Origin of the sequence: Pseudoxanthomonas wuyuanensis (genome assembly GCF_900215535.1) — a bacterium.
Classification (GTDB): domain Bacteria; phylum Pseudomonadota; class Gammaproteobacteria; order Xanthomonadales; family Xanthomonadaceae; genus Pseudoxanthomonas_A; species Pseudoxanthomonas_A wuyuanensis.
The window spans coordinates 128,838-152,716 of sequence record NZ_OCND01000002.1 but is presented as its reverse complement, the minus strand read 5'-3'; the positions used below and the strand labels follow the sequence as shown (position 1 = coordinate 152,716).

Sequence of the window (23,879 nt, the reverse complement as noted above, 5' to 3'; positions counted from 1 at the left end):
GGCAGTTAGAACGTCACGCGGTCGAACAGGCGGCGGTAGAAGTCCTGGTTCTGCACGGTATTGCTGCCCACCCGCACCAGATTGGCGTTGCTGCCGCCAATGGGGACCGGCAGCGACACCGAGCCGATCATGCTCACGCCCACGCTGGCCGAACTGGACTGCGACTTCAGCGCATAACGGTCCTCCACCGCATTGATGAAGACGATAGCGCCGCCGCCGGAGCGCGGGACGCAGGTTGCAAGCACCTTGAGCTGGGTGTGCACGTCGGACTCGGGCTGGAAGTTCTTGAGCGCCTCCACCGCCTCGACGGTCTGCTTGGCAATCATGTACTGTAGCCCTGTCCCAGCAGCGCGCGCCGCGTGGCCTCGCAGGCGATGGCCGGCGCCACCGGGTAGCTGCGCGAATAGGTGTCCTCGGCACCGAAGGTCTCGCCCAGCGGTGGCGCCTCGGCCTTGCTGCGGCCGGAACCGCAGGCGGCCAGCGACAGGGCCGCGGCGAGGGCGATGGATGGCCAGAGAAACTTGACGAGGGACATGGGGCTGCGCGGGTTCAAGACCGGCCCGAGTGTAGCGGCCGCCGCGTGCAAGGCATCTGAACGCGCCGCTTCAACTGCAACAAGCGCGTCTCCCCCTCCCAGCGCTGGCGCGTTCCTGCCCGACCTTCTCTACCGCCGGTCAAAGCACGTCGATGGCGGCGCCGGGCGTTAGCCGGATGCGCTGCGATCGACCGTTGAAGACCAGATCGGTATCTGTCCCGCCGATGCTGCGCAGCGCTATCCGGGTCGCCTTGCCTCCTCGCCACTCCAGATCCACGACAAAGCCGCCGCGCGCAGCGATGCCGGTAACCCGGCCCTGCTCGGCCCAGGCCTTCGGCAGCGCCGGGAGCAGCCGGATGTGGCCAGGCCGCGAATACAGCAACATCTCCAGCATCGCCGCGGGGGTGCCGAAATTGGCATCGATCTGGAACACCCCGCCGAGCGAGGGGTCGCCATGCTGGCTGAGGTCGTAGATGTCGAAGAAGTTCGGCGCAGTGCCGTTGCTGTGAACGACCGATGGCTTCAAGTTGGTGTTGACCAGCGCATAGGCGCGCTCGCCATCGCCCAGCCTTGCCCAGCACAGCGCGCGCCAGGCGCAGGCCCAGCCAAAGCTGTCCATCCCGCGCGCTTCCAGCAGTTTGCGCGCGGCCGCGACCTGCTCGTGTGGCGCCAGGTCCGGGTGCAGACGATGGCCGGGAAACAGCCCCATCAGCGGCGACAAGTGACGGTGCCGGTCTTCGCCCAGGTCATCGGGCGACATCCATTCCTGCAGCTGTCCAGTGACCGGACTGATTTCCGGCAGGTACAGCCGCTGTTGCAGTTCGGCGATGGTTGCGGCGTAGGCGGCATCGCGGTCGAGCAATGCGCTGGCCTGGCGGTATTGCCCAAACAGGTTCCATGCCAGTTCCTGCGCATAGGCGATGCCGCGCGCGTTTTCCGGGCCGTGCTCGGGCGACCAGTCGTAGTCGTCGACCAGGCGTTGCTGCGGGCGGCCATCGGCGCCGGTCACCTCCAGCTCAATCAGCCGCGCTTGCCAGAATTCGCAGGCGCCCTTGAGCAACGGGTAGATCCGCGCCAGGTAGGCGCGGTCCTGGCTGTATTCGTAGTGCTGCCACAGGCTGTCGCACAGCCAGGCGTTGCCAGCCGGGTGCCAGTACCAACCGTTGCCGCCGAATGGGTTTGTCGAGATCGCCACGGTCCAACCGGCGACTTTGCCGGAGGTGTTGCGGAAGCGATTGCGCGGGTCGTTGAAGTGGGCCTGGGTGATCTGCGTCCATGCCGGCAATTGGGCCAGGCAATAGCGGGTGAGCGCGTCGAAGCACGCGCCCAATCCAGCCTGGTCTGCCAGCCAGTAATTCATCTGCAGATTGACGTCGTTGTGGTAGTCGCTCATCCATGGCGGATCGTTGTTCTCCAGCCACAGCCCCTGCAGATTGATCGGCAGCCCGTCGCGCGACGCGGCGATGGTCAGGTAGCGGCCAAACTGCAGATACAGCGCCTCCAGTTCCGGGTCCGGCGCCGCAGCGCTGCGCGCCTGCAGCCGCTGCCAGGTGTCGAGCGCGCGTTGCGCCGGACGGGAACGGCCCAGGTCCACCTGCAGGGTGCCGAACAGAGCGCGGTAGTCGGCCACATGGGTGTACAGCAACGCATCGGGCGCGACCTGAGCCACCGCCGCACAGCGCTGCCTGGCCACCGCCTGCGGGTCCATGTCCGGGTCCCGGAAGTCCCTGGCCAGGTCGGGCACATAGTTGCTGCCGCCGCACACCACGATGCTCAGCGCGCTGCAGTCGCGAAAGTGCAGGGTGTCGCCATGCGCTTCCACACTGCCGTCAGCGGCGCTCAACTGCACGCAGGCCCCATGGCGAAGGCCGTTGCCCAGCACGCCGGAAAACCCCAGTTGCCCGCTTGCATCGCTGCTCACCGCTGCAGCGTGCGCACTGACCAATTGCAGTCGGCCGCTGTGGCGGCCGCCGCCGCGCTGACTCAGCTGCATGACGATGGCGTCGTCAGGATGGCTGGCAAACGCGGTACGGGTGAATTGCGCACCACCCAGCGTGTAGCCCACGCGCATGCAGCCGTTGCTGAGGTCCAGCTCGCGCCAGTAGTCGCGCAATTGTGCCGGTGCATGTCCGTCGAGTTCGAGATACAGCCTGGCCAGCATCACGAAGCTGCCAAAGTTGTCCTTCTCGTAGGGGAACTGGCCTTGCGCATCGAGCACATCGTTGCGGCCCCCGGTCCACAGGCTGGCATCGGACAGGTACAGGAAGTCGCGGTCGGGTGCGCCGCCAACCAGCGCACCCAGCCGGCCGTTGCCGATGGGCAGTCCTTGCCGCAGTACCTCGGCCTCGTTGGCGGGGCTGTCATAGGGCATCCGCAGCGCCTGCGCCGCCGGCAGCAGCGGCGAGACGGCCGGGCGCACGGGAACAGCGCGCGTGCGCGCGAACGCCGGCAGGCCCAGCAGCGGCAGGATGGCGGCAACGACGCCAGAGTGCTTGAGAAACGCACGCCGCGACGCATTGGCCGCCGCCCTTGTGAAATCGCTCATCGTATCGGCTCCAGTCGGCGCCCCGCGCGTGGTCGCAACGATGGGCAGAAGCGCCTTTGTACCTGTCGCGCGTCAGCCAGGGAAGCATGTCTGCAAGAAAATCGAACCTGACCCCTGTGTCACGGCGCGCGGTAGCCATGGCGGCATCGTCCAGCCGGTTCTCGCGGTACAGCGGCGCGTACCCGGCGGCGAGCAGCAACTGGTTGCGCTCGCGCAGCGGAACCTCGAGGCGGTCGGACAGTCGCAGCACCACCGCGCGGCTGGGAACCGAGCGTCCGGTCTCGATAAAGCTCATGTGCCGCGGCGAAATCCCTGCCAGGTGCGCCAGATCGAGCTGGGAAAGGTAACGGCGCTGGCGCCAGTCACGCAGTTGTTCGCCGAACGGACGGGGCGACGGGGCGCGAATGCTCATGGTCGCGAGTATAGCGCTGACCCGCAGGAGCCCTGGTTGAATGGCGGGTTGTTACGGAGCCAGCACAGGCATATGCATGATCGCCACGGCCACGACAAACGCACCGCATCTTGCATGCCCACTGTAGTGGCCGCGGGACGTATGTCCGTGGCGGAATCCGCTGCGCGGGTTCCGCCCTACGGGTTGCTCCACCTTCTCCAACTGTTCAACCGCCCTGCGTCCTTCAGATGGCAGGACGCGCTACGGGAGCTTGAACTTGCGCGTGGAGCGCAGCGGCCACAGCGAGGTGAAACTTGCTCCACCGACCAGACGGTAAGCGGCCGACAAACCGTGCAAGATGCCCTTGTCTTCCAGCACGCTTCGCGCGCGCCGGAAGGAGTCCCGCGGCTCGGGCGTCAGCATGAAGAGATTGATCTCTTTCGGGCTTACGTCGTAGCCCTCCAGCTCGACGGCATCGCCCAATGCCCGCTTCAGATCGGCCTCTATCGTCGCCAGGAATGCTTCGTCCGCCAGCGACGCGCGCCAGAACTTGATGATGAGCTGGTAGTTCATTGCGGGATTGTAGAGCCTGGCGCCCGCGTGGGGCGTGCAGGGCACACCAGGCGGCGGGTGGGTTACCTACTCGCATGCCGGCGGCCACGCCGGATTCGCGCCCGGCTTCAGGTCGATCAGGAACAGTTCGCCGGAATCTCCGCCATCGGCCTGCGCAAACAGCAGCCGCTTGCCGTCCGGAGACAGCAGCGGGCCGACCTGGAACACATCCTCGCGTGCGGGCACGCGGCCGCGTTCGCGCCAATCTTCGCCGATGCGGTCGTATACATACAGGTGCGAGCGTTCGCCGCGGTTGGCCACCACCACCATCACCTTGCCGTCTTGCGACAGCTCGGCTTCGTATTCGTCGTGCGCGGAGTTTGGCGGTGCAGGCAGCGGCTCCACGTGCCAGCGTCCATCGGCCTGAGGAATCGCGAAGTAGAGATCGCGGCCGCCCGGACCGCCGGGACGGTTGGAACCGAACAACAGCCGGCCATCGGGCAACTCGCGCGGCAGCAACTCCGTGTATGGGCTGTTGACCGGTTCCGGCAGACGCTGCGGCTGGCTCCATCGCCCGTCGGCGCCACGCTCCGCTTTCCAGATATCCAGGTCCTCGCCATTGTGCCGGGCGCTGCCGTAATACAGGCGCTGGCCATCGGGGCTGAAAGCGGGGTCGGTTTCCAGCACCCCGGCGGCGGCGGCGAACGGCGGCTCCTGCGGAGACCTCCATTGCCCGCCTTCGCAACGCGAATGCAGCAAGCGGTAATTATCGAACTGGCGATCCGCGCGGAAGAAGAACAACTCGCGGCCATCGGGCGAGAACGTCGGCGAGGACTCGTACTGGTCGGTGGACAGCGTGGGCGGCGTCCAACGCACCGGCGCGGTTGTCTCGCCGCCATGCCGGTTCGCTTTGGCATGGCAGGCAGGTGCAAGGCTGGTGATGACGAGCAGTAGCAGGCAGCGCAGCAGCATGTCGTTTCTCTGGGGTGGCAATCCGGCCAGGACGTTAGACAACCCTGCGGTCGGCAGGAAGCAAACATTCCGCAAGGCAGGCTTGAACTGATTTCAATACATGCCGCGCTCTGCTCAAGGCGCATGCCGGCCACCCCGCGCACCGTGGCCAGCCAAGTCCTACGAAGGAAAACGAGGGGAAACCTCAACACCTGACCCCGCTCTTGCGGGGTCGACGGCAATGACGCCGCTCAGCAGTTCGATGATGGCAACGGCGACGCGCTTCTTTGGCTGGGACAATCGACCCAGCGCAACCAGTCCGCGACTCTCAAGCTCGTCCTGCGCGAAGTCCTTGAGGATGACAGCCTCGCCGCTCCCCTCCAGTGCTGAGCGCGCCGTGCCTCGCCCGGTGGCCAGCCACTCGAAACTGACGTCCGTTTCCAGCGCAATCCGGATCAAGTGCGAGACGCTCGGCGTCGTTCCCGCCGCGTTCTCCCACTGACTCACCGCGCTTCGCTTGATGTTGAGGCGATTGGCCAGCTCCGACTGCGTGATCCTGGACAGGTTGCGTGCGCGCCGGATTCTCATCGGCAAATTCATCATAGGTCACCTCCTTGCAAGTCCTGTGGTTAGCCGAACTGATTGGAAAGCAACGCTAATCCAATCCTGTAAAGCGAGGCTTACCGTCTGTCGCCGGGCACCGCCGCCACATGGCTCCGTGCGCATCGCGGCAGTTGGGAGAGCAGCGCTTTACGTGGTAAACGCGGTTTCGACCGACGAACGGCAACCTTTGGTAGCCGATTTCCTGCCAACGGCACGTGACTTCTCATGAGCGAATGTCCGCTCGACATAGGAGGTCATCATGATCATTGCATGGCGCTGGATATGCATTTTCCGCGACCCAAGGACAAAGCGCTGTCTGAGGTGGATCAGAATCCCGATCATCGTGTGGTTCGAGCGCTTCTTCGAGTTGCCGCCGCGGCCGGATCCGCCGTGGCTACGCGGTGAAGGGATACGGCCGGAGCTGGCGCACGATCTGCAAGTCCTGGCCACGATCGACGCGCTTGCGCAAACCTTGTCGGAACGCCCGCAAAAGGCGTTGCTGGAATCCGTCCAGAAGCAATTCGACGCACTGGATCTTCCGGAAGACATGAAAATCCTGTCAGACCGCGATCTGGATGGCGAGGCGAAGTCATCGTAATCCGCAGCAGCAACGCGCGGCGGGACCGCCATCGGCGGTTCCGCTGCCGGTGTCGGGTTTCAACGTCTTCGGGACGTTACGCAGCCCTCCGCCCGCGAAGCGGCTCATCCGCCGGGCGGGTTTTGCCCTGTGGGGGCTTGCGGTTCCTGCGTAACCGGATCCGGCGGACCTTCCGGCTCCGGCGCGGGCGGCGCGTCGGCCGGCGTGCCCGGCAGGTAGAACGTCACGCGGTCGAACAGGCGGCGGTAGAAGTCCTGGTTCTGCACGGTATTGCTGCCCACCCGCACCAGGTTGGTATTGCTGCCGCCCATGGGCACCGGCAGCGACACCGAGCCGATCATGCTCACACCAACGCTGGCCGAGCTGGATTGCGACTTGAGCGCGTAACGGTCCTGTACCGCGTTGATGAAGACGATAGCGCCGCCGCCAGAGCGCGGGACGCAGGTTGCAAGCACCTTGAGCTGGGTGTGCACGTCGGACTCGGGCTGGAAATTCTTTATCGCCTCCACCGATTCAGGGGTCATCTTGCCGATCACATAGCCCTGTCCCAGAAACGCCCGCCGCGCGGCCTCGCAGGCCAGGGTTGGCGCTACCGCATAGCTGCGCGAGTATGTGTCCTCGGCGCCGTAGGTTTCGCCCAACGGCGGCGGCGGCTCCTTGCTCCGGTTCAGGCCGCAGGCGGCCAACGAAGAGACCAGTACGATGGCGAGCGCGATGGATGGGCAGGGCAATCTGGCGAAGGACATGGCGGATGCGCGGTTTTGGAGTGCGCCCCGAGTGTAGCCACAGCGGCGTGCAAGGCGTCTGAACGCGCGGATCCAGCCGAATCCGGCTACCTTCATGCCGCGCCGGCGGCGCCCGTCAGCGCGGGCGGTAAATGGCGCAGAGCTTGTTGCCGTCCGGGTCGCGCACATAGGCCAGATACATGCTTCCCAGGTCGCTTTCGCGCAGCCCCGGCGGCGCTTCGATGGACACGCCGCCGGACGCCACCGCCACATCGTGGAACCGCTGCGCCTGCTCGGCCGAACCGCACTTGAAGCCGATGGTGCCGCCGTTGGCGCAAGTGGCCGGCTCGTCGTTGATAGGCTGGCTGACGCAGAAGGTGTTGCCGTCGTGGCGGTAGAACAGGCGCAGATGACCGGACGGCGCCCGGTGCTGGAACGGCTCGCCCACCCCAAGCACGCCAAGCACCGCCCCATAGAATCGCTTCGAACGCTCGATGTCGTTCGAGCCGACCACGATGTGATTGAACATGTTCGCTCCCGTAGTGAGATGACGCCAACCAAGCCGACTCGCGCCCGCCGGTTCCATAAGGCCGCGAGTCTACGTGATTCGACCCCAAGCCCCGTAGGGCGGAACCGCCAACGGCGCGCAGCCTGGGTTGGCTTTATCAACCCAGCCTACGATCCACGCTGGCTGTGGTTCCTTCGTGCCGCAGGAACTTACAGTCAGCGGAACAGAGTCGTCGAATCCTCGACGAAGGCAAAGCGACTGAGCACCCACCCTTGCGATCCGCGGTACCACAAGAACCACCAGACGATGGCATGTTGGTCGAACCGGTGCAGGAATACCGCCCTGATCATGGAATCACCGACCGTGTCGTTCCGCAGCAGTTCGTAACCGATGCTCTTGCCGAAGCGGTCGTCCCATGAGTCCTGTTGCTTCGTGACCTGGACGACGAAAGTATCCAGTTGCTCTCGGGTCACGACAACATGCGGGAAGCCTAGCTCGAATCCCTCGGCAACCCTTCCCGCCGCCACGTCCTGCATGATGCGATCCGACAGCGCGACGGCGGCATCTGCCGTCGGCAGTGCCTGCACCGAGCCCACCACACGGCTGCTTTCGGCGGGCGCTGGCCTGCTTGCCAGCAGGGCTTGCAGTTTCTCGTTGAACGCCTTGTAGACTTCCGCGTCGTCGACCTTCGTCGTGGTCGCGCGGTTGGCGGCAACGTTGGCCGTCAGCGATGCTTCGCGGAAGCGTGCGCCCAGGTCGCTACCATAGAATGCCACCAGGGCATCGATGTCGTCGCCTGACAACTCTTCCTGCAAGGTGCGCGCAAAGGCATCCTCCGACACTGCCTGATCGTAGTCACAACCAGCTTTCATCATGTCGCCATAGAGTGCTGCCGCTGCCGGCCACTCCGGTTCGCCGGGCCTGATCCCACCCAGCAGCTCCGGGTTCGCGGCATAGGTCTGCTCGATGTCGTACTTCTCCATCTGCTCCCGGCATACGGCGATGCTGTCCTGGAACGCCTGGGCGACCCCCATGGCATCGGAAAGCCGTTTACCTTGCAGCGCTTCCGTCGCGAGGGCAGGCGGCGTCACCGCCACTCCTGTCAGCAGGCACGCCGCCAACATGCCGTTGCGCTTAATCCCTTGCTTGAACATACGTCCCCTTCTGTTGGTGTGCGCGCCAACGATTCAGGCGGCCCGGTATGCCTGACAGGTTTCAGTCCCTGTCCTTGCGTTCCCCGATTTCCCGGTGCGGCCCGGGCGCGCGTGCAGGGGAACTATGCCATGTCAGGCAGCCAGTAACCCTGGTTAGGCCAACGACCGCACTCGGGGAACAGGGAATAGGAAACGCTAACGCTCAACATCCGCAAGCTGCGGAAACGGTTCGAAGCACTCGATCAGCATATCGGTGAGCACCCGTACCTTGCGTGCCGGATGCCGGCCTGGCGGGCGGACGACATAGATGCCTGCCGGCGGGGGCGGATAGCGCGTCATGACCGGGACAAGCGCGCCGGAGGCCAGGTACTCATTGGTGAGGCCATCGGGAAGCCAGGCGATGCCGAGCCCTGCAACGGCGGCGGAAATGAGCGCCGTACCGTTGTCGGCCTTGAAGCGCCCCCGTGGATGCGCCGTGACGACCTCGTCGCCATCCATGAACTGCCAGGTTTCCGTTCCCTGCATCAGCGCCTCATGGGCGGCCAGGTCCTTCGGCGTTTCGGGAGCGCCGTGCGCTTTGACATAGTCCGGACTTGCGACCAGCTTTCCGTGAAGCGGCCCCACGCATCTTGCGATCAAGCTGGAATCGGGCAGGTAGCCAACCCGGATCGCGCAATCGAAACCCTCTGCGACGATATCGACGAAACGGTCGCTGTAGGCGGTATGGACGTGCAGCTGCGGGTGACGCCGCGCCATTTCCGCGAACACGGGAGCGAAGTGAGTCGGGCCGAAAGAAAGCGGCGCGGCAATCCGCAAGCGACCGCGCAACTCACCCGAGGGCAGGAGCGCGTCCATGGCCGCATCCATCTCGGCACAGGCCCTGGCCGCATGGTCCCGGAATGTGAGCCCCGCTTCGGTCAGGGCAGCGCCGCGGGTGGTGCGTGCAAGCAGCTGGATACCGAGTTCGGCTTCCAGCCGGGCGAGCTGCCGGCTGACGATCGACTTGGAAACCCCCAGCCGGCGCGCGGCGGGCGAAACTCCCCCTGCGTCGGCGACTTCCACGAATGTCCGCAGCGCTTCGATATCCAACCTGAGGTTCCCGGTTTTGCGATACAGCGTGACACAAGGATAGCCAGTCCGGCGTTGCCGGATCTGCGACACAGCTTGGCACAAAAAGGCCCTACCGCCGTGCGGCCGGGAGTGACAAGGTTTGGCCCCCAGGCAGCGCATTCGTGGGTGCGTGCCTCGCCGCATATCCCCCCTCCCCGCGACAACAGTAAGGATATCCCCATGACGTTTCGAAACGGCCTTGATTCGCTTCTTCGGCCCGAAGATTCGGTACTGGTGCTGATCGACCACCAGCCCTACCAACTCAGCAATCTCAACAGTCACGACCCGCACATGGCCGTCAACAATGCGGCGGGCCTGGCCAAGGCGGCGAAGGTCTTCGGCGTCCCCACCATCCTGACCAGCGTGGTCGAAGACCGGGGCGGCAAGATCTTTCCGCAAATCACCAATGTGTTTCCCGACCAGGAAGTGATCGACCGCACCTTCATCAATACCTGGGAAGACAAGAAGGTGGTGGATGCCGTGAAGGCGACCGGCCGCAAGCAACTGATCATCGCTGGGCTGTGGACCGAGATCTGCGTGGCGATGCCGGCAATCCAGGCCGCGGGCGAAGGCTGGGATGTAACCGTGGTGACCGACGCTTCGGGGGCAACCTCGGTCGAGGCGCACGAGGTGGCGATCCAGCGCATGGCCGCAGCTGGCGTGAACCTCATGACCTGGCTGGCGCTGGCATCGGAGTGGCAACGCGACTGGGCCCGGAGCGAAACCGCGGTGGCATTGAACGATGTGGTGATCCAGCACGCGGCAGGCAGCGGCATCGCCTACCTATGGGAGCAGCAACTGCTTAACACACCGGTGCCGGGCGCCGCAGGCTGACCCAGGCGGGATGACGGGAACATCGTGCGAGGCATCGCAAGAAAATACCGATGGCTTGTCGAGCCCCCGCCATCCCCTCGCACCAGGATTGATTAGCCAGTAGCCCGGGTAACCCTGGGATACGGAGGCACCCGGTTACTGGAGCGTGATGTGTAAAACACCCCGGGTGCGGCCGTTGGCCTTACCCGGGCTACGCTCACCGACATGCTCAAGCAGCACACCGCAAGCAACTCGTAGCCCGGGTAACCCCGGACGTGATCCGGGGGCACCCGGGGATGTCTCAACGTTCGCCAAACCTTCCACCAACATCAGGCGCCGCCGCCCAGTCCAACGGCAACCAACCATTGCTCACGTAGCGATGGAAGGTGGAATACGGCCATTCCGCCACCGCGCCGACCAACCCATGTTTCACCGGGTTGATATGTACGTAGTCAACGAGGGCTTGTAGCTCTTCTTCATCGCGCACGGTGCGTTCCCAATACCGCGGTTGCCACGCGGACGGGGAACCCGGTTCGGAGGTGCGCCGGGTGAATCCCTTCTTGATGTCCTGCCACAGGCGCGGGTAATTGGCCGCATCATCCTCCATGCGGATGACGGCATGCAGATGCTCCGGCAGGACCGCCGCAGCGATCACGGTATGCGGTACGCGGCGTGCCGCCGCCCGCCACGCATCGCGCAGCGCGTCTATCTCACGGACAAGCAGGTCGCTCCTGCGGTCGCGCAACGTTACGGTGAAGAAGTACGTTGCGCCTGCAATCCGATTGCGGCGATATCCGACCATGGGCCGAGGTTACCCGACGCGGTCTACGTAAGCTATACCAGAGGTCGCGCCGGAGAACTTGGTTTTCCCGTGTGAATCACCCCGGGTGCCCCCGGATCAAGTCCGGGGTTACCCGGGCTACTTGCTTCGTCCAACGGTGTAGCCCGGGTAAGGCCAACGGCCGCACCCGGGAAACGGAAGGGTGACGTGTAGAGCACTCCGGATGCCCCCGGCTCAAATCCGGGGTTACCCGGACTGGCTGCAACCGCGAATGCGGACGCTAGTCCGGAAACACCACCACGCTAATGCCTGCCGGCAATTCGCGCTGCCGTACTTCCTGGCCGTCGCTGCGCGGCGTCCAGGGAGTTTTTCCGACGCCATCGATGCTTTCGTAGCCGCCCAGCGCGCGGAACCGTTCGATGGCGAACGGCAGTCCTTCGCCACCCAGTGCGGTGGGTCCGTCGGCCAGGTTGAAATGCAGTTGCGGATCGGAAGCGCTGCCGGTGAAACCGACCTCGGCGATCTTCTGTCCCTTGCGCACGCGCTGCCCGGGAGCCACGCGCACACTGCCTGGGCGCAGGTGGCCGTAGAAGGCGAAGCGCCCGCCGCCCAGGTCCAGCGAAACGAAGTTGCCGCTGCCGGTGTCCAGCGAGTGATCCGATCGCTCGCCCAGGCGACGCCGTTCCGGCAGGTCGTTGCGCACATCCGCCACAACACCGTCAGCGACCGCCAACACATCTTCCCCGTGACTGTAGGCATCGCCGGCAAGGCCGCTCGAACGGTCCGACTTGCGGCCATCGGCATCCAGTTTCACCCAATCGACCGCAAAGCGTCCCGGCATGCGCGCCTTGCCGTCGATGGCGTAGATCACGCGGCGGTGGCCGCGCTCCCAAGCCGGGTCGTAGATGGCAACCCAGGGACCGCCGCGCAGCGGTGGCCCCAACGCCATCGCCACATCCCCCGCTACCGCAACCGGCGCGCCTTCCACCTGCGCTATGGAGGCCTCACCCTCGACAGCGCGGTAGTCGACGCGGTGCCTGAGCGCGCGCGGGGCGGATTCGCCCGGCGGGAAGGCCAGTTCGAAAAAGACGATGCCGCGCCGTCCGGGCTCGATCGGGGCCAGTGCTTCCGCACGCCATTGCAGGCCCGAGCGGTCCAGTTGCCGCTCCAGGGCTTCGCCCTCGAAAGCCGCCAGCGCCTTGCCGGACGCCGCATCCAGCACTTCGACGCGCACCGGGTCCAGCGGCCGCCGCGAGAAATTGGCCAGGTGCAGCTCATAGAACAGACGCGCCTGCCCATCGATGGCGACCGGCGTTGGCGGCACCGGCACGCTCAGGTCGAAGGACTCCTGGATTCCGGACTGCGCCATTGCGGCGGCGGGTAACAGGCAGAGAAGCAGCCAACATATGCGTTGCTTGCGAAGGGATGTCTTCATCGGGGTTCCTCGGGTCAAGCGCCAAGCGGGATGCCATGCCATCAGATCGATCCCTGTGTAACCGCGGCGCAACCGCTGCAACCAGTGCCGGCAGTCACGCCGACGCTCCAGGCAAAACCGCCAGGCGCAGGGTGCATATCCCGTACGGTATTTATTCCCGCCGTTCCCTCAAGCAGCTTCGTCTTTCAGGAAATCAACAAATGCCCGCAGTGGCGAAGGCACATGCCGGCGGTCGTGGTAGTACAGGTACGGGCCCTCGAATGCCTGCCACCAGTCTTCCAGCACCGGCAAAAGTTTCCCTTCCTCCAGCAATGGCCTCAGGTATTCCTCGAAGGTGTAGATGATTCCCGCGCCCCCCAACGCGGCGCCCACCTCGAGATCCTGCGAGGAGGTCAGCAGCGGCCCCTGGGGCGGGATGCGGACGATGTCGCCGTTGTTTTCGAATTCCCACACGCCGAGTTTCCCGCTTTCGAAACGGTGGCCTATCAAGCGGTGAGCGAGCAGGTCCCGGGGATGTTGCGGCACGCCGTTCTTTTCAAGGTAGCGGGCAGACGCCGCGGCGACGAAACGCTGCCGGCGGGGACCGATGGGCACGGCAATCATGTCCTTGGCCAGGCTTTCCTCGTAACGCACGCCAGCGTCGTAGCCCGCGGCAATGATGTCGATGTGGGTGTTGTCCATCGCCACTTCGACGTTCACCCCGGGGTATCGCTCAAGGAACGCGGGGATCAGGCCAGGCAGCACGAAGCGGGCCGTCGGCACCGGTACGTTGAGCCGCAAGGTGCCAACCGGCCGCTGCGTGTTGTCGTCCAGGTCGTTGAATGCGGCATCTATCTCCTCCAGCGCCGGCCGCAACCGCTGCAACAGGCGGGCGCCCGCCTCCGTCGGAGTCACGCTGCGCGTCGTGCGGTTGAGCAGCCGGACGCCCAGGTCCGCCTCCAGCCGCCGGATGCAGTCGCTGAGGGATGAGGCCGACATGCCGCGTTTCTGCGCCGCAACGCGGAAGCCGCCCGCCTCCACCACCGCTGCAAACAGCACGACATCGCTCAGATGGGGCTGGCGCACTTGTCTTTCTTCCTCATGCCGGGACGCGATTGTACGAACAACCGTACACGGCATCCACTTTTATACGGCTTATCGGATGCAATCAAGACCTCAACAATCGGTTGGCACCGACGCACCGGCTTGCCGGTTCGAACGGGCGCGTCGATCCACCCCCAAGAACGAGGATTGAACAATGACGAATATTCGAACGCAGCCCCTGTCCATCGGCCGCCGGCTGTACCGCAGCGGCCTGGTGGCAGTGGGCCTGCTGTTGGGCGGCCTGCTGCTGGGCGGCCTGCTCCAGGCCGGCAGCGCGCTTGCGCAGAGTTCCCCAAAGCCGGACTGGAACCTGACGGACATGCCCTCGCAGGCCGGGCGCATCTTCCTGGTGACCGGCGGCACCAGCGGCATGGGCTACGAAGATGCCAAGGCGCTGGCCGGGGCCGGCGCGCGGGTGGTCATCGCGGCCCGCAATCGGCAGCGCGGCGAGGAAACCATCGCCCGCATCAGACAGCAGCATCCCCAAGCCCAGGTGCAGTTCGAAGCGGTCGACCTGGCCGACCTGGCCTCGGTGCGCGCGCTGGGCGAACGCCTCAACGCCACGCTGCCCCGCCTGGACGGCCTGATCAACAACGCGGCGATCATGGCGCCTCCCCAGCGCGGGACATCGGCCGACGGCTTCGAGATGCAGCTGGCCACCAACTACATCGGCCACTTTGCCTTGACCGCGCAGGTGTTGCCGCTGCTGCGCAAAAGCGATTCCGCCCGCGTCGTCACGTTGTCCAGCATCGCCGCCGCGCGCGGCCGCATCAACTTCGCCGACCTGCAATCCGAGCAGAGCTATGACGCCTATGCGGCCTATGCCCAATCCAAGCTGGCATGCCTGATGTTCGCGTTCGAACTGCAACGGCGCAGCGACTCCGAAGGCTGGGGAATTCAAAGCCTTGCCGCCCATCCAGGCGTTGCGGTGACCGAATTGATCGCGCGCGGTCCCGGCCTGGACAGCGAGTTCGGACGCAACTGGGCCAGGGACCGCGACCACTATCACTCTGCCGCGCAGGGGGCCTTGCCCACGCTGTACGCGGCTACCGCGCCCGAGGCGCAAGCCGGGGCCTACTACGGGCCTACTGGCCAGGATGAACGGCGCGGACCGCTCGGCTTGGCCACGGTGCCTCCCGCCGCAAGCGATGCAGAAGCCGCTGCCCGTCTGTGGACGGTCACCGAACGGCTCACCGGCATCGGCTATCGCTGAGGAGGAGCGCCATCATCATGCTGTCAGCCATCGTATCGCGGCGCCTGGGCGCGGCCATCAATGCCGAACGCCACGAGCTGATCCCGGCTTTGACGGGGTTTGCGTTGTTCTTCTGCCTGTTTTCCGGCTACTTCATGCTGCGGCCGGTTCGCGAGTCGATGGGCATCATGGCCGGGGTCGAGAACCTGCAGTGGCTGTTCACCGCGACGTTCGTTTCCACGCTGGTGGTCGTGCCGCTGTTCGCGTGGCTCAGCTCCAGGGTGCAGCGCATCCACTTCGTCAATTGGGTGTATGGGTTCTTCTGCCTCAACCTGGTGGCATTTGCGGTTTCGTTCCACCTCAGCAGCGACAACGTCTGGGTGGCGCGGGCGTTCTATGTGTGGATCTCGGTCTACAACCTGTTCGTGGTCTCGGTGACCTGGAGCCTGATGGCCGACGTGTTCGACGGGCGCCAGGCCAAGCGGTTGTTCGCCTTCATCGCCGCCGGCGCCAGCGTCGGCGGTCTGGTCGGACCGGCGATGAGCGCCCTGCTGGTGGCGGCCATCGGCCAGGTCGGGCTGGTCCTGCTGGCAGGCCTGCTGCTGGCCATCGCCCTTGCGCTCAAGTTCTCGCTGATGCGCTGGCGCGAGACAGGTGGCGCCGGCAGGCCCGGGGCGCCGCCGGCGGAGAGCACGCGCAGGCCCATTGCCGGCAATCCGTTCAGCGGCCTGACCCGGGTCGTGCGCTCGCCCTACCTGCTGGCGGTCGCCGGCTTCGTGGTACTGCTGGCCACGGTGACCACCTTTCTCTATTTCGAGCAGGCGCGGCTGGTGGCCGAGCACTTTCCCGACCGCGATTCGCAAATCAGGGTCTTCGGCATCATCGATGTCATCGTGCAGGCGGGAGCGTTGCTGTCCCAGGTGTTCATCACCGGGCGCATCGCCCAGAAGATGGGCGTGCGCATGCTGCTGGCCATCGTCCCGATGATGGTCTGCGTGGGCTTCATCGGCCTGGCGCTGGCGCCGACCTTCGCCATGCTGGCAATGCTGATGATCGTCCGGCGCATCGGCGAGCACGCCTTCGTCCGGCCGGGGAGGGAAATGCTGTTTGCGCCGCTGGATGCGGAGGCCAAGTACAAGGCCAAGGGCTTTATCGATACGGTGGTCTACCGCGCCGGCGATGCCACCAGCGCGTGGGTCAAGAGCGCACTGGATTTGCTGGGCCAGGGCGCCATGCTGGTGGCGCTGGTCGGTGCCGCCTGCGCCCTGGCATGGGGCGCACTGGGCTGGTACCTGGGCAGGCAGGCAGACCGCTTGAGCCGGAGTGCCGTCACCGGCGATGGTCAGCCGAGCACCGTACCCGGGTAACGGCAGCGTAGCCCGGGTAAGGCCAACGGCCGCACCCGGGGAATGGAGGAGTGACCTGCAGAGCACTGCGGCCCGGACTTTTCTAGGGCAACGCTGAAAAAATCAAAGCTCGTCATCCCGGCGCCGTTGGCGGGGAGCCTTTCAGGAGCAGCGCCCTAGCGGGCGAGCTCCCGTATGTATGCGCAGAACATGTCAGCCATACCATCAGCGTAGGTTTCGATTTCGGCGGATGATCGCGGGCTTTCCGAAAATTCCTTGCCCACGGTGCTGAGGGTCGTGGCAATCAAGTCGCAAGCCAATGAACGCACTTCCGCGGTCGCCTTCGGCAGAACTTCCATCATGAAGGCTTCGAAAATCAGGTCTGCCGAAGACTTGATCGCCTGGGCTTCCGGCGCGTCGCGGTAAAGAGGCGCTGCGTCGTTAAGCTCTACCCGCATCGCGGCTTCATCGCACTCCGACCTCACAAAGGCATGAACCAGAAGCCGCAGCCTTTCCAGGGGCGCCTTGCCGGCGTCCTGCAGGATGGTTCGCCACATCTCCGTGGTCTGCTGCCACTCATCGCTTTGCAGGCGGAACAGGATTGCCGCCTTGTTGGGGAAATACTGGTACACCGACCCAATGCTGACCCCCGCCTTCTCGGCAACCCGGGCGGTGGTGAATCGCTGCACGCCTTCGCGGGCCAAAACCTGAGTAGCGGCCTCCAGGATCGCCGCCACAAGATCCGCCGAGCGCGCCTGTTTGGGCAGCTTTCGTGTCGAAATCTGCGGGATTTTGCGATTGGCCATCGCGCCGATTGGTCCGCCGAGGAATGCGAATAGAAAACGCCGCCATTGGCCCGTACTCTGCCAATGCGACGAATCAATCGCATTTTAGCTTTGGTGCCCCATAGCGTCCATCGCAGAAAGACGTGGTTGGCCGCTCCACTTCAACCCAAGCCAATCGTCTCCACGTACCCGAAACTCATCCAGCAACTCCTGGGAAATCAACCGATGCATCCTTTCACCGACACGGCAAATCGCATGACGCTGCTTGGCACGCTCATCTTCATCCTTGGGTGCGGCGGGTGCAAAGCGGACTCTCTCCCCGAGCCGTCTTCGGCATCCGCGCAGCCTGAGGCGGGCAGGCCTATTCCCATGGCAATCGACCAGGCATCCCGGGATTCGGGTGCAATGGTGCTCAGCAGGGCAAAGGCTTTCATCGCTACCCTCAGCGCTGAGCAGCGGACCAGACTCCTGCAGGACTACACCTTCGCCAACGCTTCCCGGTGGCACACCTACCCGCAGTGGGCGCTTGGCAAGAACAAAGCCAGAATCGGACTGGCCCTGGGCACGTTGTCGGCCGAGCAATGGCAGGCGTTCAATGGCCTGCTGGCGGCAGCCACGGGCAGTGGAAAGGACGAGGGCTACGATGAGATCCAGCAACACCTGTCGGTGGACGACTGGATCCGGCAGAACGGAGGCCGGGAGGGTTATGGCAGGGGCAATTTCCATGTCGCCTTTCTCGGGCCCCCTTCGGACACCGGCACTTGGCAACTGCAGTTCGGCGGCCACCACCTCGCCCTGAACAACACCTACCGCGATGGCGTCCTGGTGGGCGCCACGCCCTCGTTCAGAGCCATCGAGCCTCACACGGCCATCGAGCATGACGGCACAATCCTCAAGCCCCAGCTTCAGGAATGGGAAACGTTCGTCGCCCTGCTCGCCTCGCTCGACCCAGCGCAACGTGCCGCCGCCAAGCTTTCCCGCAAACAGGACGAGCTGTTGCTCGGCCCTGAGGCAAGGAAGAAGGACTGGAACTTCCCCAACAAGCCCGAGGGAATCCCGGTCTCTTCCCTGACCGATGAGCAACGTTCCCTGCTGATGAAAGCCATCGGCTTGTATGTGAACGACATCTCCGACGCAAGCGCCGCATCCATCCTCTCCCGCTACCGGAGTGAGCTGGGTTCCACCTACCTTGGCTTTTCCGGCTCCACCTCGCTCACCAACGAGGGCGACTACGTCCGCATCGATGGCCCCACGGTATGGATCGAGCTTGTCATGGATCCCCCTTACTCCACCGACTCGCCTCACGTCCACGCCGTATGGCGGGACAAGTTGACCGACTACGGCGGCACCAAGCCGTGATGCCGCCCACTCGGTGAGTGCAATGCGTGGCCCAAGCAATGTAGCCAGTAGCCCGGGTAAGACCAAAGCCGTACCCGGGGAACGCGCGCGCAATCCAACCTGTCCCGGGCGCACCGCGCTTACCCGGGCCGGCTACGCGGCTCCCGCTCTACGAACTGGTGCAAACCAGGCTCTTGCCGAAGGCAGGAACATCATGACGCCAACGGCGATGCGCGCAATCACACCTGCTGTGAGCAGCCAATCGTCAGGGAACGGCCGCATCCACGGCGCCTGTGTCGCCAGCGTCACCACAGGCAAAAACGTCAGGAATGCGATCCACATCCGAGCCCACTGCATGCCTCGCAACAGCGCCCAGCTGATGCCACCGACAAACCCGGCCACAAGCAACCACGCGGGAACCGAAAGTTCAGGCGCGTCCAGTCCATTCAACAACGCCCGCGCGATCTGCGTGAGAAAGGCGAATACATACAACGCCACCGCCATCTTCACGACGAGTGGTGCAGGCGGCCGAACGTAGACCGGTAGCGGAACGCCGGAAGCCTGATAGGGATTTTCGGTGCCGCTCATTGTTTTCGCCCCCGTGTCACCGCGTGTCCTGGCCTGTGGTTCCAACTCCAACCGCACTACCGGCGTTTACGCCGTCTTGCCAACCAAGCGACCAAGCCGACCAGCAAGCCGATGACGCCACCTGTCGCGCCCTTCACGGCAATAGGACCCCAGTCCAGCCCGCCGCCTTTCAGTTTGCTGGCCGTCATGGCGACCGTTGCGTGGAACCGTTCAACGCCAGCAATGCGTCAACGCTGCTGCCCAGCGCTTGTTTCGCAGTCTCAATATCAGCGGGCGTGGACGAAGCCCGGTAGGCATAGACCATGAGCGGTTTGTTGGCGACCAGCACCATGGCGCCAGCACAGACGGCATTGATGGTCAAAGGCTCGCCATCGACGTTGATGGTCAAGGGAATAAACACGACGAAGCGCGCTTCGTTGTCCGTCTGGACGTAGACCTGCGGCGCCGCCACCTTGCCGAGTTCCATACGCACCGGTTTTCCCGCTGCCTCGCTCATGCGCTGGTTGCGTTCGCCGTCCTTGGCGAGCTGGGCATTGACATCCACCTTGTCCATTACGGCCGTCGCCTGGACCAGCAAGCTGCGCCAGTCCGAAGCGCTTACGGTATGGGATTCCAGGCTGCGGTTCGCTTGCACCATGAAGTAGGTGTCCTTGACCGCACCACCGCCGGCAAGCAGGGTCTGGATATCAGCAGGCGTATAGAACGCTTCGACCAGGCGGTTTTCCGGCGGCATGGCCGCTTGCAGGTACTGGGTAAGCGCCGGCGATTCTTCGCTGACGCGCACGTAACCGGCCGGCATGTCGTACCGCAGGCTTGTGCCGCCCACCTCCAGCTCCACTTCCGTCGCCGCCGCCCAACCCGCGGCGAAGAACAGCAACAGCGCCATCCCTCTTACCCACATAGCTTTCCTCCTTACAGACAGAATGTTTACCCGGCCGAGCCTGTTCTTCCCATTCCCGCCGGACTCCAAAGACAGCATACCTTTCCAGGCAGACATCCTGTCCTGTTCCGGTACGAAACGGCAGGCAACAGGCGTAGGGCGAGTTTCAACCCGATGTTTCCCCAACCACTCTGCCATAGCAAGTAGCCGGGTAAGCACGGCCTAACCCCAACGAAAAAACATCTTGCTTCGAAGTTTGAACACGCGCAGGTACGCGCAACAGATCAGGCCCCGCACAATCATCATCAGCGGAACCCCAAGAATAACTATCAGATACTCTGATGCATTCTGCGTAATGACAAGCGAACAAAAGAAACCTCCAGCCAAAGATGCGGCAGCTATCAAGGCATCCGAGATAGGATTCAGGTAGTTGTGACTACCACAACGTTTGCAGGTCAACTGAAAAAATTTTCTGCTGCCAGCGCCGGCAGAGAAGATTTCTGTTTCCTTTATCCTTTTATGGCAGCTTGCGCAGTGCCCGGTCCGTCTTGCAAGCATTCATGCTTCCCTGAGCTGATGGCCATTCATTTGGCGGATTCCGCTTTACGAGGGCGTTCCAAGCAAGCGCACTATCTCAGCCCTCTCTTTCAGAGTCCGCTGGAATCCCGCGGGATAGACGGGCTCGTAAGCATCGCCCTTCAACAGGAAGATGCCGGTGGCACCCGTCAAGTCGTCCTGCATGGTACCCAGCGAGTAGTGCCACATCTGCCACAGCGGCACACGCAACGTGCGCGGCGGCGGCTTCGTGCGGGCAAACAACACTTCTTGCACCTCAAGATTGAACCGCATCTGGTTCGGCAATCCGGGGCCTGTCCTGGCATTACGCTGGGTCAGCGGCCGTCCACGGCCATCGACCATGTCGACGCTGACAATCTTCGCGACGACCACATGGTCTGCCTCGCGTACCATCTCTTCCAGCGGCTTCGGCAGGACGCTGGTGGCCAACGCCAGGCCTGGCAGGCACATCGCCAAAAGCAGCAATATGATTCTCATGGGCTCCTCGATCTTCCTGCCTGACGACCGCACCAGCGCGCCTTGAATATCACGCCCTCCGGCCCTTTTCCGCAGCGGCTCATTTCGCCACGAACTTCAGCGGGCCGGTGTAGTCGGGCCACGCGATGGACGACGGCCCGCGCGTGTTCAATGCGGACTCCGGCATATCCTCGGTTTCGGTCACCGCACGCGTCATCAGCGTGGGCATCCAGAAGTTCACGGCAAAGGTAGCATCGCGCCGGATGATCGGATTGATCGACAAGGTGGTGGTCTTACCCGGCTCGATACGGAACACCAGCACATCCTCGTTGACGAAGGCGCCGCGCTCCAGGACCTTCTCCACGCTGAAACTCGTGGTCATATCCAGTCCGATGCCGGTCACCTTGTACTCGCCCGCGGGCAGCGACAGCGTCTCCTGCTGGCCGTAGCGGGTCATGTGGCTGATCGGGAAATCGATGAATTGCTTGTTGACCAGCGTAAACACCAGCTGCCGGTCGCGGATGCCCCATTCAAGCGCACCGCTCTGCAGCCGGCGCGCGACCTTCTTGGGCAGTTCTTTCTCGCTGGTGAAAGGCTTGATGTCCACCACCAGCGTGCCCGTCTCCGCCGCCGCTAGCCCGTCCTGCACCGGTATCGTGTCCTGTGCCAAAGCCGGTGCAGCCACCAGCGTGCCGGCCAGCACCAGCAGGCCTGCCATAACTTTCCGCATCATCGTTCCCCAGGTTGGGTGCGCCCCCGCGCACTAGGCGACATTCTGGCCGGGAACTGCCTGTGCAGGCAATGCGCCTGACGCCGGCGACCGAACGCCCCGCTCTGGCTACACCTTCCGCTTGCGCGCCTGCTTCCTTGCGCCTTGGGTCAGGTGTCGGCCATCCGGTGCGGCGCGCGGCGCGCGGGCATCGCCTCGCTTGGGCGACACCGACCTGAGAAGCCTCTGGAAGTTGGGGCACGCCAGATGGGAGGGAGCCGGGCAATCCGCGACATGGCGGACGGCATTGCGCAACACACGAAGCCCGGCAATCTGCCGGCCCAGCTCATCGGCCTTCGCATGCAGGTCCGCACGGGGAATGCCCAGGGTCCCATCGCCTCCAAACATCCCGGCGATCTCTTCGAGCGAGAAGCCTGCCACCTTCCCCAGCTCAATGAGCGAAAGTTTCAGCAGCACGCCCGGGTCGAACTGCCGCCGCAATCCGTTCCGGCCCACCGAACGAATCAGTCCGATTTGCTCGTAGTAGCGCAGGGCCGAAGGCGACACCCCGGACCGACGCGCCACCTCGCCAATATCCATCGCGCCCATGCTTGACCTCAAGTTGACTTGCCTCGCAACAGCGCCCAGCTGATGCCACCGACAAACCCGGCCACAAGCAGCCGCGCGGGAATCGAGAGTTCGGGCTGGTCCGGTCCATCCAACAACGCCCGCGCCAGCTGCGTGAGAAAGGCGAATACATACGACGCCACCGCCATCTTCACCACGCGTGGTGCGGGCGGTCAAATGCAGACCGGTAGCGGAGCGCTTGACGCCTGATAGGGCGTTTTCGGTGCCGCTCATTGTTACCGTCCCATGTCACCCTTACTCAGGTTCGGGAAACTCCATAACGAAACGCGCCCCGCGGGCCGCATTCGCGTCGAGCGACAGACGTCCGCCTTGCCTTTCCATGATGCATTTCGCGATAGCGAGCCCCAGACCCGCGCCGGAGCCAGAGGCATTGGGACCGCGCCGGAACCGCTCGAACAGAGACGCAGCGGTATCCGCAGCGATTCCGGGCCCATCATCGGCAATGATCACAGTGGCAGGACCAGCGGACAGCGTGATCGAGGTGCCGGCGGGCGTGTACTGAATCGCGTTCTCGATCAGGTTGCGGAAGACCAGGCGCGTCAGTGTTGCATTCCCGTACGCAGGCACGGAAGCGTCGGGCGTCGTGGCGATCACGTAGTGCTCTGATTCGAGCGCAACCGGCGCCAGCTCCCGAGCTACTTCCAGCGCTACGGCGTGAGCGTCGAACGCGGCAAACTGGAACTGTTCCTGCGAATCGAGGCGCGCAAGACAGAGCAGTTGCTCGACGAGCCGCGCGAGCTGTTCGATTTCGAACGTAACATCGCCAAGCTCCTGCGCCGAGAAGCGGGACTCAAGCCGTGCTCGCAACGTCGCAAGCGGGGTACGCAGCTCATGCGCGGCGTTGGCGGTAAATTCCCTCTGCACGCGATAGTCAGCTTCCAGCCGACCGAGCGAGGCGTTGACTGCCTGAACCAAAGGAACGAGCTCCCGGGGAAGGTTTTTGGCGTGCAACCGCTCGTCCAAACGATACAGCGACAACATCGAGGCCTGATACGAGACGGCACGCAAGGAGCGAAGCGACGACAGCACCGTCACGACCACGACGCTGACCACGGCGACCAACAGCAGGGCAATCGGCCAATACAGCTCGTCCAACGCGCCGAGCATAAGCTGGGCGACCAGACTCTCTGGATCTTCGAGATTCCGCACCACACGCAACCAGTATGGGCCGTGACGATCATCGAGATGAAGCGCCGCAGCCATGATGCGGCTGCCCGACACCGCATCCGTTTCCAGTTGCATGACGACCTGCCCACCGCCTTGACCGGCCGGCAATGGGAGATCAGGCGCAGAGAAACCGCCTGACGCCAGCATCGTGCCATCTGCGCTCAGCAATTGATAACCGTTCAACGCATCCGGTTGGGCGTAGAACGCTTGCAGGTGCCGTGGCAACTCGAGGCGCGGCGGGTCCGTCCCCGGCACAATCGACGCACGCAGATCCTGCACCTGGATGGCGATGCTCTGGCCTTCCAGACCCCACAGCCCTTCGCGAAATTCGAAGTACAACACCAGATAGCTGCCGGCCAGCGCCAGCACGACCACGATGGTCAGTCGAACGACCAGTGCTCGAAGCAGGG

Annotated in this window: 26 protein-coding genes and 1 pseudogene; 5 read left to right on the top strand and 22 right to left on the bottom strand. The window is 64.2% G+C overall.

What is annotated here, in order from left to right:
• Positions 1-5 precede the first annotated feature (5 nt).
• The 7 genes and pseudogenes from CRO39_RS05750 to CRO39_RS05720 form a co-directional block, all read right to left on the bottom strand.
• Positions 6-326 carry a DUF2242 domain-containing protein gene (locus CRO39_RS05750; RefSeq protein WP_097120927.1) on the bottom strand — a complete coding sequence of 107 codons (321 nt, stop codon included), beginning with the start codon at positions 324-326 and terminating at the stop codon, positions 6-8.
• Positions 323-535 carry a hypothetical protein gene (locus CRO39_RS05745; protein WP_097120926.1) on the bottom strand — a complete coding sequence of 71 codons (213 nt, stop codon included), beginning with the start codon at positions 533-535 and terminating at the stop codon, positions 323-325. Before CRO39_RS05745 ends, CRO39_RS05750 begins: the two co-directional genes overlap by 4 nt.
• Before the next feature lie 139 nt (positions 536-674).
• Positions 675-3,080 carry a glycosyl hydrolase family 95 catalytic domain-containing protein gene (locus CRO39_RS05740; RefSeq protein ID WP_097120925.1) on the bottom strand — a complete coding sequence of 802 codons (2,406 nt, stop codon included), beginning with the start codon at positions 3,078-3,080 and terminating at the stop codon, positions 675-677.
• Positions 3,081-3,288: 208 nt separating this feature from the next.
• Positions 3,289-3,492: pseudogene (locus CRO39_RS21330) on the bottom strand (helix-turn-helix domain-containing protein); the annotation flags it as partial.
• 240 nt (positions 3,493-3,732) lie between these two features.
• On the bottom strand, positions 3,733-4,044 hold the full coding sequence (locus tag CRO39_RS05730) for a hypothetical protein (RefSeq protein ID WP_097120924.1): 312 nt from the start codon (positions 4,042-4,044) through the stop codon (positions 3,733-3,735).
• A gap of 66 nt (positions 4,045-4,110) precedes the next feature.
• Positions 4,111-4,995 (bottom strand): TolB family protein, encoded by an 885-nt coding sequence (locus CRO39_RS05725; RefSeq protein ID WP_097120923.1) that lies wholly within the window; start codon positions 4,993-4,995, stop codon positions 4,111-4,113.
• Between the two features lie 159 nt (positions 4,996-5,154).
• Entirely contained in the window at positions 5,155-5,577 is a 423-nt protein-coding gene (locus CRO39_RS05720) for a helix-turn-helix domain-containing protein (RefSeq protein ID WP_097120922.1), read from the bottom strand.
• A gap of 259 nt (positions 5,578-5,836) precedes the next feature.
• Between CRO39_RS05720 and CRO39_RS05710 the strand changes: the two genes are divergently transcribed.
• On the top strand, positions 5,837-6,175 hold the full coding sequence (locus tag CRO39_RS05710) for a hypothetical protein (protein ID WP_141400732.1): 339 nt from the start codon (positions 5,837-5,839) through the stop codon (positions 6,173-6,175).
• A gap of 104 nt (positions 6,176-6,279) precedes the next feature.
• On the opposite strand, the gene CRO39_RS05705 is transcribed toward CRO39_RS05710, so the two are convergent.
• The 4 genes from CRO39_RS05705 to CRO39_RS05690 all read right to left on the bottom strand — a co-directional run bounded on the left by CRO39_RS05705 (position 6,280) and on the right by CRO39_RS05690 (position 9,651).
• Positions 6,280-7,017, bottom strand: a complete 738-nt coding sequence (locus CRO39_RS05705) for a DUF2242 domain-containing protein (protein WP_162125643.1) — start codon at positions 7,015-7,017, stop codon at positions 6,280-6,282.
• 19 nt (positions 7,018-7,036) lie between these two features.
• Positions 7,037-7,429, bottom strand: coding sequence for a VOC family protein (locus CRO39_RS05700; protein ID WP_097120918.1), 393 nt, complete (start codon positions 7,427-7,429; stop codon positions 7,037-7,039).
• Between the two features lie 194 nt (positions 7,430-7,623).
• The gene (locus CRO39_RS05695; RefSeq protein WP_097120917.1) at positions 7,624-8,562 is read right to left on the bottom strand and encodes a DUF2059 domain-containing protein; all 939 of its coding nucleotides are present in this window, start codon (positions 8,560-8,562) and stop codon (positions 7,624-7,626) included.
• Positions 8,563-8,757: 195 nt separating this feature from the next.
• Complete coding sequence (locus CRO39_RS05690) at positions 8,758-9,651, bottom strand: LysR family transcriptional regulator (protein ID WP_097120916.1); 894 nt, start codon at positions 9,649-9,651, stop codon at positions 8,758-8,760.
• A gap of 147 nt (positions 9,652-9,798) precedes the next feature.
• Between CRO39_RS05690 and CRO39_RS05685 the strand changes: the two genes are divergently transcribed.
• Positions 9,799-10,506, top strand: coding sequence for a hydrolase (locus CRO39_RS05685; protein WP_202926240.1), 708 nt, complete (start codon positions 9,799-9,801; stop codon positions 10,504-10,506).
• 280 nt (positions 10,507-10,786) lie between these two features.
• Here the strand turns inward: CRO39_RS05685 and CRO39_RS05680 are convergent, their stop codons facing one another.
• The 3 genes from CRO39_RS05680 to CRO39_RS05670 form a co-directional block, all read right to left on the bottom strand.
• Positions 10,787-11,287 (bottom strand): REP-associated tyrosine transposase, encoded by a 501-nt coding sequence (locus CRO39_RS05680; protein WP_097120914.1) that lies wholly within the window; start codon positions 11,285-11,287, stop codon positions 10,787-10,789.
• Positions 11,288-11,546: 259 nt separating this feature from the next.
• Positions 11,547-12,635 (bottom strand): M23 family metallopeptidase, encoded by a 1,089-nt coding sequence (locus tag CRO39_RS05675; protein WP_217991836.1) that lies wholly within the window; start codon positions 12,633-12,635, stop codon positions 11,547-11,549.
• Positions 12,636-12,869: 234 nt separating this feature from the next.
• Positions 12,870-13,766 (bottom strand): LysR family transcriptional regulator, encoded by an 897-nt coding sequence (locus tag CRO39_RS05670; protein ID WP_097120912.1) that lies wholly within the window; start codon positions 13,764-13,766, stop codon positions 12,870-12,872.
• Positions 13,767-13,938: 172 nt separating this feature from the next.
• On the opposite strand from CRO39_RS05670, the gene CRO39_RS05665 reads away from it, so the two are divergent.
• Together CRO39_RS05665 and CRO39_RS05660 are read left to right on the top strand one after the other, a co-directional pair.
• Entirely contained in the window at positions 13,939-14,997 is a 1,059-nt protein-coding gene (locus CRO39_RS05665) for an SDR family oxidoreductase (protein WP_097120911.1), read from the top strand.
• Between the two features lie 17 nt (positions 14,998-15,014).
• A complete protein-coding gene (locus tag CRO39_RS05660; RefSeq protein ID WP_097120910.1) occupies positions 15,015-16,343 on the top strand; it encodes an NTP/NDP exchange transporter in 1,329 nt (442 codons plus the stop codon).
• A 155-nt stretch (positions 16,344-16,498) separates the two neighbouring features.
• Here the strand turns inward: CRO39_RS05660 and CRO39_RS05655 are convergent, their stop codons facing one another.
• Positions 16,499-17,128: a TetR/AcrR family transcriptional regulator gene (locus CRO39_RS05655; protein ID WP_097120909.1), complete on the bottom strand. Its 630-nt coding sequence runs from the start codon at positions 17,126-17,128 to the stop codon at positions 16,499-16,501.
• Positions 17,129-17,332: 204 nt separating this feature from the next.
• Here CRO39_RS05655 and CRO39_RS05650 point away from each other — a divergent pair, with 204 nt between their 5' ends.
• Positions 17,333-18,466 (top strand): DUF3500 domain-containing protein, encoded by a 1,134-nt coding sequence (locus tag CRO39_RS05650; protein WP_202926242.1) that lies wholly within the window; start codon positions 17,333-17,335, stop codon positions 18,464-18,466.
• Between the two features lie 132 nt (positions 18,467-18,598).
• Here CRO39_RS05650 and CRO39_RS05645 read toward each other — a convergent pair whose 3' ends face one another.
• The 7 genes from CRO39_RS05645 to CRO39_RS05620 form a co-directional block, all read right to left on the bottom strand.
• Positions 18,599-19,033, bottom strand: a complete 435-nt coding sequence (locus CRO39_RS05645) for a hypothetical protein (RefSeq protein WP_141400730.1) — start codon at positions 19,031-19,033, stop codon at positions 18,599-18,601.
• A 184-nt stretch (positions 19,034-19,217) separates the two neighbouring features.
• On the bottom strand, positions 19,218-19,919 hold the full coding sequence (locus CRO39_RS05640) for a hypothetical protein (RefSeq protein ID WP_097120906.1): 702 nt from the start codon (positions 19,917-19,919) through the stop codon (positions 19,218-19,220).
• Positions 19,920-20,516: 597 nt separating this feature from the next.
• A complete protein-coding gene (locus tag CRO39_RS05635) occupies positions 20,517-20,966 on the bottom strand; it encodes a hypothetical protein (protein ID WP_141400728.1) in 450 nt (149 codons plus the stop codon).
• 79 nt (positions 20,967-21,045) lie between these two features.
• The gene (locus CRO39_RS05630; RefSeq protein ID WP_097120904.1) at positions 21,046-21,663 is read right to left on the bottom strand and encodes a hypothetical protein; all 618 of its coding nucleotides are present in this window, start codon (positions 21,661-21,663) and stop codon (positions 21,046-21,048) included.
• A 120-nt stretch (positions 21,664-21,783) separates the two neighbouring features.
• The gene (locus CRO39_RS05625; protein ID WP_097120903.1) at positions 21,784-22,263 is read right to left on the bottom strand and encodes a helix-turn-helix domain-containing protein; all 480 of its coding nucleotides are present in this window, start codon (positions 22,261-22,263) and stop codon (positions 21,784-21,786) included.
• An 8-nt stretch (positions 22,264-22,271) separates the two neighbouring features.
• Positions 22,272-22,439 carry a hypothetical protein gene (locus tag CRO39_RS20870; protein ID WP_176520163.1) on the bottom strand — a complete coding sequence of 56 codons (168 nt, stop codon included), beginning with the start codon at positions 22,437-22,439 and terminating at the stop codon, positions 22,272-22,274.
• 97 nt (positions 22,440-22,536) lie between these two features.
• Positions 22,537-23,844 carry a sensor histidine kinase gene (locus CRO39_RS05620; RefSeq protein WP_176520162.1) on the bottom strand — a complete coding sequence of 436 codons (1,308 nt, stop codon included), beginning with the start codon at positions 23,842-23,844 and terminating at the stop codon, positions 22,537-22,539.
• Positions 23,845-23,879: the final 35 nt, after the last annotated feature.